Annotated in this window: 1 protein-coding gene; it reads right to left on the reverse strand. The window is 67.0% G+C overall.

The window, feature by feature from the left end:
- Positions 1-20: 20 nt before the first annotated feature.
- Positions 21-13,622, reverse strand: coding sequence for a non-ribosomal peptide synthetase (locus M5B99_RS09820; RefSeq protein ID WP_248803845.1), 13,602 nt, complete (start codon positions 13,620-13,622; stop codon positions 21-23).

The raw sequence follows: 13,622 nt of genomic DNA on the forward strand, positions 1-13,622 counted from the left end.
AAACGCGCTTCGTGCAGAGGTCATGACGCTTCTCCTGCTTTCAACGCCTGGGAAATCGCTTGGCCCAGTGCACTGACATAAGGGGCCTTGACCAGTGTGTTGTGGGTTCCGGGCAGCGCTGTGACGCTTGGCGGGGCCCCGAGCAACGCCCCCCAGCCCAGCAGCGGATCACTGCGTTCCTGCCCGCTGGCGGTAAACAGCGTGACCTTGAGCGGGGCGACCGGGCTGACATAGGCAGCGACGGCCTGGCGCGTCGCATAGGCCACCGCGAGATGGCTGCGCAGCAAGCCGGCATCGACGTCCTGGGGCAGTTCCTCCGGCAACAGCCGGTGGCTCATGCACAGGGCCAGCATCGCCTCGATGGCCTCTTCGCGCGCCAGTTCAGTCAGTTGTCGGCGCACCTGCGGGTCGACCTGCTCGGGCAGCCAGGCCATCAGGAACTGCCCTTCGCTCAAGGACTCCGGTGCGGCCTGCTCGGGGCGGGCCGAGGCATCGATGATGCCGAGGAACTCCAGCTGCTCGCCGCCGGCTTGCAGTTGACGGGCCATTTCATAGGCGATCAGGCCGCCGGCCGACCAGCCGGCGATGCGGTAAGGCCCTTGCGGCTGGACCTGGCGAATCGCCGCCAGGTAACGCGTGGCCATGGCCGGCACTTCGAACAGCGGTGTTTCACCGGCGACCAGGCCACTGGCGGCGAGGCCGTAGACCGGCAGTTGCGGGTCGAGCACAGGGGCCAGATCGCGGACATATTGCACTTCGCCACCCAGCGGATGGACCAGGAACAGCGGTCGCTGGGAGCCCGTGCGGCGGACCGGCACCAGGTTGCTGTGCTGGCCTGGGCGGGCCTGGCCGTCCAGGGCTCGGGCGAAACCAGCAATGCTCGGTTCGACGAACAGATCGCGCACCGCGATCGGCTTGCCGAGGACCTTGCGCAAGCGCGAGGCCATCTGCACCGCCATCAGCGAAATACCGCCGAGGCTGAAGAAGTCGTCATGCCGACTGACCTGTTCCAGCTTGAACAAGTCCTTCCAGAGGTTGGCGATGGCGATTTCGGTGTCGCCCTGGGGCGCTTCGTAAGGCCGGGCCTCGGGCGGCTGTTCTGCAATGACGGCGGGGACGACCTCGGCATGGGCCGCACGCGGCAGTGCCGGGGTGTTCTCCAGCACTTGGCCGATCGACTGCTGCGCACCGACCACCAGGTTCTCCAGGACCTTGGCAAACAGCCCGGCGATGGCCTGCACGGTTTCAGTGTCGAACAGATCGCTGGCGTATTGCAGGCTGCCGCCGATGCGTTCGCCGGTGTCGACCAGTGACAGCGACAGGTCGAACTGGGTGGTGCGGTGCGCGCTGTCCAGCGACTCGACCTGCAGGCCGGGCAGTTGCAGCGGTGCCGGGGGCGTGTTGTCCAGGCTCAGCATCACCTGGAACAACGGGCTGTGGCTCATGCTGCGGGTCGGCTGCAAGGTGCTGACCACTTGTTCGAACGGCAGGTCCTGATGGCTGTAGGCCGCCAGTGTCAGGTCCTTGATCTGCCCAAGCAACTCGGCGACCCGGGTGTCGCGGCTGCTGGCGACGCGCAGCGCCAGGGTGTTGGCGAAGAAGCCGATCAACGGCTCCAGCTCCGGCCGCTGGCGGTTGGCGACCGGGGTGCCGACCACCACATCGGTTTGGCCGCTGAGGTGGCTCATCAGCACCGACCAGCCGGCCAGCAGCACCATGAACAGCGTGCTGCCCTGAGCCTGGCTGAAGGCTCGCAGATCGGCACTGAGGGCCGGCGAGAAGACGCAGTTGACGATCCCCCCGGCATAACTCTGGATGGCCGGACGCGGGCGATCCAGTGGCAGGTGCAGCAGGCTCGGCGCGCCTTCCAGGTGTCGGCGCCAGAAGTCGACCTGGGCTTGCAACGCCGGGCCGTCGAGGGATTGGCGCTGCCAGGCGGCGTAATCCACGTATTGCAGGGCCAGGGCCGGCAACGGATCCTTGTGGCCCTGGCTGAACGCGCTGTACAGCACGCTCACCTCATGGGCCAGGACGCTGTTGGACCAACCGTCGGAGACGATGTGGTGCAGAGTGATCAGCAGCACATGCTCGGTGTCAGCCGTCTGCAGCAGCAGTCCGCGCAGCAGCGGCCCCTGGCTCAGGTCGAACAACTGTGTCGCGCTGTCCTGGCCGAGGCGGGCCAGGGTCGCCGCGCGTTCATCGTCTGGCAACTCGCGCAGGTCCTGTTGCGCCAGCGGGAAGCGAGTATCGGCCGGCGCGATTTTCTGCAGCGGTTCGCCGTCCACCAGTTCAAAGCGCGTGCGCAGGGTTTCATGGCGTGCCACCAGGCGATCGAGGGTGGCCCGCAGGGCGGCCTTGTCCAGGCTGCCGGTGAGGCGCAAGGCCATTGGCAGATGGTAGGCGGCGCCGGCGGCGTGATCCAGGTGATCGAGGAACCACAGGCGTTGCTGGGAGAACGACAGCGGCAGGCGGCCCGAGCGATTGGCCAGGGGAATCGATTGCGCCTCGCTCGGCGCGTTGGCGTTGACCAGTGAGGCCAGGCCACGCACGGTCGGTGCGTCGAACAGCTCGCGCAGGGTGATCCGCGCGCCGAGCTTGCGCCGCAGTCGCGAGAGCAACTGCACGGCCAGCAGCGAGTGGCCGCCGAGTTCCAGGAAACCGTCGTTGCGACCGACCTGATCCAGGTGCAGCAGGCCTTTCCAGATCTCGGCGATGGCCACTTCGGTATCGCCTTGCGGCGCCTCGTAGGCCTTGCTGGCCAGGGCATCCTGGCCGGGGGCGGGCAGGGCGCGGCGGTCGAGCTTGCCGTTGGCGGTCAGCGGCAGGCTGTCCAGATGGACGAAGGCGCTGGGCACCATGTACTCGGGCAGGTGCCTGAGCAGTTCGCCGCGCAGCTGTTCGGCCGGGACCGGCTCGCCACAGACATAGGCGACCAGGCGCTGATTGTCCGAGTCGCCCTGACTGTCTTCGCGGGCGATCACTACGGCTTCGCGGATACCCGGAACCGCCAGCAGGGCGTTTTCGATCTCACCCAGTTCGATCCGGAAGCCGCGGATCTTCACCTGGAAGTCGTTACGGCCCAGGTACTCCAGGGTGCCGTCGGCCAGCCAGCGGCCGAGGTCGCCGGTCTTGTACAGGCGCGCGTTTGCGACCAGAGAGAAGCGGTCGACGATAAAGCGTTCGGCACTCAGCTCGTCGCGATTGAGGTAACCACGGGCCACACCGGCACCGCCGATATGGATTTCCCCGGCCACGCCCAGCGGTGCTGGTTCGCCGCGTGCGTCGAGGACATGTACCTGGACATTGGCGATCGGCCGGCCGATGCTCGGTTTTTCGCCAAGATCGCGGATCAGGTCGAGGGTGGCGTCGACCGTGCATTCGGTGGGGCCGTACATGTTGTAGAAATGGATGGTCGGGCAGTTGCGCAGTTTCTCCCAGGTGCTGGCATTGATCGCCTCGCCACCCAGCAGCACGCTGATCGGCTGGTAGCTGCGGCGTTCCAGCAGGCCGGCGCAGAGCAGGGTATCGAGCTGCGACGGCGTCGAGTCGAAGGCATGCACCTGATGGGCTTCGAGGAAATCCAGCAGTTCGCTACCGCTGGCACGGATCAGTTGGGGGATGATCACCAGCTTGTGCCCGGAGAACAGCTGCGAGATGCCCTTGATCGACATGTCGAAGAAGAAACCGGCGTTCAGGGCCACGGTGGCGGGCGTCGGGCAGTGCCGGTGGGTGGTGCGGGTCAGCACGTTCCAGAAGTTGAACACCGAACGGTGTTCGACCATCACGCCCTTGGACTGGCCGGTGGAGCCGGAGGTGTAGATGACGTAGGCGAGGTTTTCCGGCGTCAGGCCCGGAACCGTCGGGTTGTTATCGAAGGCTTCATCGTCGGCGGCACGCAGGGATTCGGCGGTATCAAGCAGCAACAGTGGCGTGTCGCCAGACGGCAGGGTGAGTGCGGTCTGAGTCAACAAGGCTCGTGGTTGGCTGTCCTGCAGCATGAAGGCCATGCGCTCGGCCGGGTGAGCCGGGTCGATCGGCACATAAGCGGCACCGGCCTTGAGCACACCAAGCAACCCGACAATCATGTCCAGGCTGCGTTCGGCGCAGATGGCCACGCGTTCGTCTGGTTGCACGCCGAGGGCCAGCAGTTGCCGGGCCAGATGGTTGGCGCGACGGTTGAGCTGGCGATAGCTCAGTTGGCGGTCTTCGCAAACCAGGGCGATGGCCTCGGGGTTGGCGCGGACCTGGGTTTCGAACAGGGCATGGATCGGCTCTGCCGGGGCAAACTCGGTGGCGCTGTTATTGAAGCGGTTGAGCAGCAATTGCCGCTCGGCTTCGGGCAGCACTTGCAGGCTGCTGGCCAGACGCGCCGGGTCCTGCTCAAGCGCCTCGATCAACTCGGCAACGGCCTGGCCCAGGTAGGCGGCGATACGCTGCGGATCGATACCGCTGATGGACTGCGCGGTCAGCGAGAAACCGCCGGCCACGTTGGCCACGGCAATCTCGATCGGGTAGTTGGTGCGGGTTTCCGAGGCGATGAAGTGGATACCTTCATGCTCGCCCATGTCCTCGACATTCTCCCCGGAGGCATTCACCAGGTCGCCGTGACGGCAGTTGAGGATCACCGTGAACAGCGGCAACGACGCATCCACCGCGCTGCAGCGCTGGGCCAGGGCCAGCGGCGCCTGCTCGTGGGTCAGCAGTTCGCTGAGCTGCTGGTAGGCGTCCTGGACAATATCGCGCACGCTGTGGTGGTGCAGGCGAATACGCATCGGCAGGGTGTTGATGAACATCCCCAGTGCATGGTCGGCACCGGTGGTGCCCTGGGAGCGCCCGGACAGCACGGTACCGAAGATCCCGTCGTCGCGTCCGCTGGTGGCCGCGACGACCAGGCCCCAGGCCGCATGGAACAATACCGAGCTCGGCACGCCCTGGGCGCGCGCGGTGCGATAGACCCGTGCGCTGAGATCTTCGCTCAGGTGCTGCACCGCCCGCTGGATCCCGGCGCCGTTGCCGCGCACATCGAGCACGCCATACGGCGCGGTAGTGGCATCGACATCGGCCAGCAGCCGGCGGAAGTAGGCCTCGTGCTCGGCCTGGGAGACGCTGGCGGCCTGGGCGATGAAGTTGCGGTAGGGCTGCGACGGCGGCAGGCTCTCGGCCTGACCGGCCAGCACCGCCTGGATCTCCAGCATGATCAGGCGCAGGGTGACGTTGTCGCTGACCAGGTGGTGGTCGAGCAATGCCAGCAGCCACTGTTCGCGTTGGGCATCGTAGGTGATGTGCGCGGCGATCAGCGGTGCCTGTTGCAGGTCCAGGCGCAGGTGATGGGTATCGGTGCGCTCGCGCAACTTCTCCAGGGCGTCCTCACCGGGGGCGGTGTCCAGGTGGATCACCGGCAGTTGGGCGCGGCGATGGACCACCTGCACCGGTTGCGGCAGGCCGTGCCAGCGCAGGGCGGTACGCAGGATGTCATGGCGGTTGATCACCACCTGCACGGCGGCGAGGAAGTCATCGAGCAGCGTGCGAGTGCTGAAGGTCACCACGGTGCGCATCAGGTAGGCATCGCCTTCGGCCTGCAACAGGTGGTGGAAAAGGATGCCTTCCTGCAACGACGACAGCGGGTAGATGTCCTGCACGTTGGCCGCGCCACCGGGAACATCGGCGACGATCTGTTCGATCTCATGCTGACTGAGCGTCACCAGCGGCAACATCTGCGGGGTCAGCGCCGTGCAATCGGCCGGGATCTGGTTGGCCGGGACCACTCGTTCGGCGCTGCCGCCGCCGGCGAGGACGGTGGCCATGGCTTGCAGGGTCGGTGCCGAGAACACGGTGCGCACATCCAGTTGCAGGCCGGCCTGGCGCAGGCGCTCGATCAGGCTGATGACCAGGAAGGAGTGACCGCCGAGTTCGAAGAAGTGATCCTGGCGCCCGACCCGCTCAACGCCGAGCAATTCCTGCCAGGCGCAGGCCAGGGTGGTTTCGATCGCTCCCTGCGGTGCTTCGTAGTGGCGGCTGACGGCGGCGGACAGGTCCGGTGCCGGCAGGGCCGCGCGGTCGAGCTTGCCGTTGGTGGTCAGCGGCCAGGCCTCAAGGGTCACGAAGGCGCTCGGCAGCATATGTTCGGCCAGCACGCTGGCCAGTTGGCTGCGCAGGGCCGAGGATTCGGGAGCACTGCCGTCTTCGGCGATCAGGTAGGCCACCAGGCGTTTGTCGCCGGGCTGGTCCTCACGGACGATCACCAGGGCTTCGCGGACTTCGGCGCAGGCCAGCAATTGCGCCTCGATCTCACCCAGTTCGATCCGGAAGCCGCGGATCTTGATCTGCGAGTCGTTGCGGCCGACGTAGACCACGCCGCCATCGGCGCGGTAGCGGGCCACGTCGCCGGTGCGATACAGGCGCGCGCCCGGCACCTCGGAGTAAGGGTCGGCGATAAAGCGTTCGGCGTTCAGCGCCTCACGGTTCAGGTAATGCCGGGCGACCCCGGCGCCACCGATATAGATCTCGCCATTGACCCCCACCGGCACCGGTTGCCGGTAGTCATCGAGGATGCGCAGGCACAGGTCCGGCAGCGCCGGACCGATCAGGCTCGGGGCCGCGGTGTCGATCTCGGCCTGGCTGATCGGGTAGTAGGTGGCGTGCACGGTGATCTCGGTGATGCCGTACATGTTCACCAGGCGAGTGCGCGCCAGCGGGGTACTCGCGGTCCATGGCCGCAGGCTGCGGAAGTCCAGGGCTTCGCCGCCGAAGATCACTTCGCGCAGGGCGTGCTCCACTCCGCTGCGGCTGCGTGCCTCGATAAACTGGCGGAAAGCGCTCGGCGTCTGGTTCAGCACCGTGACCTGTTGCTGGCAGACCAGGGCATAGAAGTCATCCGGCGAACGGGCCACATCGCTCGGCACGATCACCAGCTTGCCGCCATGACTCAGGGCGCCCCAGATTTCCCAGACCGAGAAGTCGAAAGCGAAGGAGTGGAACAGTGTCCAGGTGTCGTCGTGGTCGAAGTCGAACAACCCGGCGGTGGTGTCGAACAGCCGGGCGACATTGCCGTGCTCCACCAGCACACCCTTGGGCAGGCCGGTGGAGCCCGAGGTATAGATGACATAGGCCAGGTGCTGTGGCCCCAGGCCCAGTTCGTCGGCCTGTGGGTTCAGGTCCAGGGCGCTGTCGTCGGCGGCGTCTTCGCGGTTCAGTTCGTCGAGCTTCAGCACCGGCACGTTAGGTGCCGGCAAGGCATCGAGGCAGGCCGACTGTGCCAGCAAGGCCACCGGTGCGCTGTCCTCCAGCAGGTAGGCGAGGCGTTCGGCCGGGTAGGCGGGGTCCAGCGGCACATAGGCGGCGCCGGCCTTGAGCACGGCCAGCACCGCGCAGAGCATGTCGACGCCGCGCAGGGCGAGGATCGCCACCCGATCATCCGGGCGTACCCCCTGGGCGAGCAGGGCGCGGGCAACGCCGTTGGCGCGACGGTTGAGGGCCTGGTAAGTCAGGGTCTGTTCACCGCAGACCAGGGCGGTGCGCTGCGGGTGGTTGGCCGCCCGGGTTTCGAAGCGCTGGTGGATCAGTGGCCCGCTGGCGCAAACCGCCTTCGGTGGCAGCAGTGCCGGCGAGGCCTGGCGCTGCGCGGGGCTGAGCAAGGGCAGGGCGAGCACCGGTTGCGCGACATCCTCGAGCATGGCTTCGAGGAGGATCAGGAAGTGCTGGGCGAAACGCTCGACGGTCGATCGGTCGAACAGGTCGCTGGCGTACTCGATCACCCCGGACAGGCTGCCGTCGCTGGTGCCGAGGGTCAGCATCAGGTCGAATTGCGCGGTTTCGTGGGCCTGGGCCACGGGCACCAGGCTCAGGCCCGGCAGGCTCAGTTCGACGCCGGCCGGGGTATTGTCCAGCGACAGGGCGACCTGGCACAGCGGGTTGTGGCTCAGCGAGCGCGGCGGCTGCAAGGCCTCGATCACTTGCTCGAACGGAATATCCTGATGCTCGTGGGCGGCCAGGGTGGTCTGGCGGACCTGCTCCAGCAGTTGCGCCACGCTCGGGTTCTGCCCGAGATCAACGCGCAGGGCCAGGGTGTTGACGAAGAAGCCGATCAGGTTTTCGGTTTCGGTCCGGCCACGGTTGGCGGTCGGTACGCCGATCACCACGTCGCGTTCGTTACCCAGGCGCGCCATCAGCACCGACCAGGCACTGAGCAGGCCCATGAACAGGGTGATGTTGTGGGCCTGGCAGAAGCGTTCCAGGCGCTGGTACAGCAATGCATCGATCTGCACCGGTACATCGCCGCCACGGTAGCTCTGCACCGCCGGACGTGGCCGGTCGGTGGGCAGCGACAGCAGCGCCGGGGCGCCGCCCAGGTGCCCACGCCAGAACTCGGCCTGCTCGGCCAGGCGTTCGCCGGTGAAGGTCCGGCGCTGCCAGGCGGCATAGTCGGCATATTGGATCGACAGGGCCGGCAGCGGGTCTTCCTGCTGCTGGCTGAAGGCTTGGTAAAGGGCGGCGAACTCCTTGACCAGCACCCCCACCGACCAACCGTCGGAGATGATGTGGTGCTGGGTGATCAGCAGGATGTGCTCGTCATCCGCCAGGCGCAGCAGACGCCCGCGAATCAGCGGGCCCTGGCTCAGGTCGAAAGGCGCCGAGGCTTCGCTGTTGCCGATGCGCGAGGCGCTGAGGCTGGCCTGCTCGTAGGGCAGCGTGCGCAGGTCCTGCTCGGCCAGGGCGAAACCGCAGTCCGCCGGGGCGATGATCTGCACCGGTTGTTCGCCGTGGCGGGCGAAGGTGGTGCGCAGGCTTTCGTGACGCGCCACCAGGCGGTCGAGGGCGTCTTTGAGCGCGGTCCGGTCGAGATCGCCACGCAGCAGCAGCGACATCGGCATGTGGTAGGCGCTGCTGGCACCCGGGTCGAGTTGGTCGAGGAACCACAGGCGTTGCTGGGAGAACGACAGCGCCAGCGGCGCATTGCGCTCGACCGGCTCGATGCTGTCGTGGTCGGCTGCTTGCAGGCCGCCGACCACCCGCGCCAGTTCGGCCACGCTCGGGTGGCTGAACAGTTGGCGCAGCATCATCTCGCCGCCCAGTTGCTGGCGTACCCGGGAAACCAGTTGCGCGGCCAGCAGGGAGTGACCGCCGAGCTCGAAGAAACCGTCATGCCGGCCCACGCGTTCGAGGCCCAGCAGCTCCTGGAAGATCTGCGCCAGGGCGTGTTCGGTGGCGCCTTCGGGGGCGTTGTAGCCGCGCTCGGACATGGCGTCCAGGTCCGGTGCCGGCAGTGCGTCCTGGTCCAGCTTGCCGTTGCCGGTCAGCGGGTAGGCCGCCAGGCTGACAAAGGCGCTGGGGATCATGTAGTCGGGCAGGGTGGCGCCCAGTTGCTTGCGCAAGGCCGCCACTTCCAGGCGGACGGAGGGCTTGGCGATCAGGTAGGCGATCAGGCGCTTGCCCTGGCTCAGGTCATCGCGAGCCAGGACCCGGGCTTCGCGCACGCCATCACAGGCCAGCAGCTTGGCCTCGACTTCCCCCAGTTCGATACGGAAACCGCGAATCTTCACCTGGGCGTCCATCCGCCCCAGGTGAATGATCTCGCCGTTGTCCAGCAACTTGCCCAGGTCGCCGGAACGGTACAGGCGCTCGCCGGGACGCAGCGGGTCGGCGATAAAGCGTTCGGCGCTCAATTGTGGACGGTTCAGGTAACCACGGCCGACTCCCAGCCCGCCGACGCAGATTTCCCCGGCCACGCCGATCGGCAGCAGCCGCTGTTGGGCATCGAGGACATAGGCCACGGTGGTCGGGATCGGCCGGCCGACATTGGAGATGCCGGCGCTGATATCCGCCGCCTCGATGGCCTTGTAGGTCACGTGCACGCAGGTTTCGGTGATGCCGTACATGTTCACCAGCGCCACATGGGCGAAGGCCTGGTGGAAGGCTTCGAGCTTGCCCGGCTCCAGGCTTTCACCGCCGAAGATCACATAACGCAGGTGTTCCAGGCGCACATCGCCGCGGGCCAGGGCGGCGCCGGCGAGTTGCAGGAAGGCCGACGGCGTCTGGTTGAGCACCGTCACCTGTTCGCGTTCGAGGAAGTCCAGCAACTGCGCCGGATCGCGGCGCAGGGCTTCGGGCACCAGGGTCAGGCGGCCGCCGTAGAGCAGCGCGCCGTACATCTCCCAGACCGAGAAGTCGAAGGCGTTGGAGTGGAACAACGACCAGACATCGTCGGCGTTGAAGCTGAATTGCGAACGATTGTTGTGCATCAGGCGCACGACATTACGGTGTTCCAGCAGCGCACCTTTGGGTTCGCCGGTGGAGCCCGAGGTGTAGATCACATAACAGAGGTGGTCCGGGGCGTTGACGTTGGGCAGGTTGGCGCTGTCCTCGGCGTTGTTGCGCGGCGCTTCGGTGGACTCGGGCGCGAAGACCTCGATGCCCAGCGCCAGCAGGGCCGGGCGCATGTCCTGGCCGGCGACGGCCTTGCGCGCAGCGCTGTCACGCAGCACATAGGCAATGCGTTCGGCCGGCGCACCGGGGTCGATCGGTACATAGGCGGCGCCGGCCTTGAGCACCGCCAGGGTGGCGACGATCATCGCCAGCGAGCGCTCGAGGACAATCGCCACCAGCTCCTGCGGCTGCACGCCGGCGTTACGCAAACGATGCGCGAGGCGGTTGGCCTGCTCGTTGAGTTGGCGGTAGCTCAGGCGTTCCTCGCCGAGATTGACGGCGATGTTGTCCGGGGTCAGACGCGCCTGTTCCTCGAAGATCTGCTGCAAGGTCAGGTTGTCGGGCCAGGCGGCCTCGGTGTTGTTGAAATCGAGGATTTGTCGCTGGCGCTCGGCCGCATCCAGCAGGACGACATCGTCGACGCGCAGTTGCGGGGTCTCGACAAAGGCCTGCAGCAGGCGCACGTAATGGCGCATCAGTTGCTGGATGAATTCGGCGTCGAAGAAGTCGGCGTTGTAGGCCAGGTGGCCGTTCCAGTGTTGCTCGCCGGCACTGATCAGCAGGTGCAGGTCGTTCTTGCCGTAGCCCAGGTTGGTTTCCAGGCTGTTCACTTCCAGCCCGGCGATCAGGCTGCGGCTGTCGCTGGCATGCTGGAAGTTGAACAGCACGTCGAACAGGGCGGTACGGCTCATGTCCTTGGCCGGATTGAGGGTCAGTACCAGTTGGTCGAACTGCATGTGCCGATGGCGATGGGCGTCGGCCAGGGTCCCGGCAGTCTGTTCCAGCAGCGCTTGCAGGGTGGTCTCGCTGTCGCAGGCGCCACGGATCACCAGCAGGTTGTCGAGCGGGCCGACCACGTCCCGCAGGGCCGGTTCGCGGCAGGCCGCGGTGGTGCCGATCACCAGTTCGTCGTGCCCGGCATAGCGCCGCAGCAGGGCGGTGAAGGCACTCAGGGCCAGGCTGTCGGTGCTGACACCGACTTCCCGGGCCAGGTTGTCCAGGCGCCGGGCCAGCGTGGCCTCGATGACGAACTCATGGCTGGCTTCGCTGAACACATGCACCGCGGCTCGTGGGCGGTTGAGCGGCAGCTCCAGGGCCTGCAGCTTGCCGCGCAGTTGATAGCTCCAGTAGGCCCGCAGGTTTTCCCGCACGGCGGCCGGCAACTGGCGCTGCCAGGCGGCGAAGTCGCCGTAACCCAGGGACAGTGCCGGCAGCGCGGCCTCGCGCTCGGCGCAGGCGGCTTCATAAAGTGCCAGCAGGTCGCGCTTGATCAGTTGCATGGACGTGCGGTCGGCCAGCAGGTGATGCACGGCCAGGGCCAGCACGGCGTTTTTCTCATCGGCGCGGACCAGACTGGCACGCACCAGGCTGCCGCCGTTCATCTCCAGCGGGCGGCGGCTTTCGGCCAGGGCGCGGCGGCTCATCTCGCCCGGGGTGCTCTGGAACTGTTCCAGCGCGAGGCTGGCCGGGCCGTCGAAGCTCTGCCAGGCACTGGCACCGTCGGAATGCACCCGGCAGCGCAGGATGGCGTGACGGGCCAGCAGGCCGTCGAGGGCGGTTTGCAGGGCCGGGACCTGCAGTTCACCGAAGATCTCCAGCAGCAGCGCGACGTTGTGATAGACCGGGTTGGCCGCGTACAGGTAGCCGGTTTCGAAGGTGTCGACGAACCAGACCCGCTCCTGGTGGTAGGACAGCGGCATGCGCGCCGGCACCGGTGCCAGGGCGCTGACCTCGGGCAGGGCCAGGGCCGCGTCCAGCTCCAGGGCGCCGATGCGGGTTTGCGGGGCCTCGGTAAAGCAGCGCAGCAGGCGCTCGAAGCGCGCCGCCAGGCGTTCGACGGTGCTGGCGTCGAACAGCGCGGTGGAGTACGACAGGCTGCAGGACAGGCTCGAAGCGCCTTCGTCGATATGCAACGACAGGTCGTGCTGGGTGTTGTCCTTGTGCGACGGCAGGAACTCCAGGTTCAGTCCCGGCAGTTGCAACTGCCCGCCGGCACCGCCGGCGTTGGTGTAGAGCATGGTCTGGAACACCGGGCTGTGGCTGGCGCTGCGCGGCGGCTTGAGGGCCTCGACCACTTGCTCGAACGGGGTGTCCTGGTGACTGGCGGACTCCAGCATCAGCTCTTTGACCTGTTGCAGCACCTGGTCGAGGGTCGGGTTGGCGTCCAGACGCACGCGCAGGGCCAGGGTGTTGACGAAGAAACCGATCAACGCCTGCACGTCCTGGCGGTCGCGGTTGGCGGTGACGGTGCCGATCACCACGTCCTGCTGGCCGCTGATCCGGCCCAGCAATACGGCCCAGGCGGCCATCAGGGTCATGAACGGGGTCGCGGCGCGGGACTGGGCGAAGCGCGTGATGGCCGTGGACAGGGCCACGGGCAAATCGAAGCTCAGGGTCGCACCACGGTAGTTCTGTACCGCCGGGCGCGGCCGGTCGGTGGGCAGCGAGAGCAGGGCCGGGGCCCCGGCCAGGTGACTGCGCCAGAACTCGACGTGCTGGTCCAGGCGTTCACCTTCCAGGTGCCGGCGCTGCCAGGCCGCGTAGTCGGCGTATTGCAGGGCCAGGGCCGGCAGCGGATCAGGTTCGCCGCTGCTGAAGGCCTGATACAGCGCGGCGAATTCCTTGACCAGCACACCGATGGACCAGCCGTCGGAGATGATGTGGTGCTGGGTGATCAGCAGGCGGTGCTCATCGTCGGCCAGGCGCAGCAGACGGCCACGGATCAGCGGCCCGTTGAGCAAGTCGAAGGGGGCCGTGGCTTCGCGTTCGCTCAGTTGGGCGGCCTGCTCTGCCGCGTGCTCCGCGGACAGCTGGCGCAGGTCGTGCTCCACCAGGCTGAAGCCGCAGTCGGCCGGGGCGATGATTTGCACCGGTTGTTCGCCGTTACGGCGGAAGGTGGTGCGCAGGCTTTCATGGCGGGCCACCAACTGGTCGAGGGCGGCCTTCAGTGCACTGCGGTTGAGCGTACCGCGCAGCACCAACGAAGCGGGCATGTGGTAGGCGGCGCTGGCCGTCGGGTCCAACTGGTCGAGGAACCACAGGCGTTGCTGGGCGAACGACAGCGCCAACGGACCTTCGCGGTCCACGGCAATCATGTCGTCCTGGGGGGTATCGACGGTCCGCGTCGCGCCGCGCTGCTTGAGCAGGCGCAGCATGGCGGCACGTTTCAACTGGTCGAGACTATCGTTATGTGAGTTCAA

Origin of the sequence: Pseudomonas sp. MWU13-2100 (assembly GCF_023242365.1) — a bacterium.
Classification (GTDB): Bacteria; Pseudomonadota; Gammaproteobacteria; order Pseudomonadales; family Pseudomonadaceae; genus Aquipseudomonas.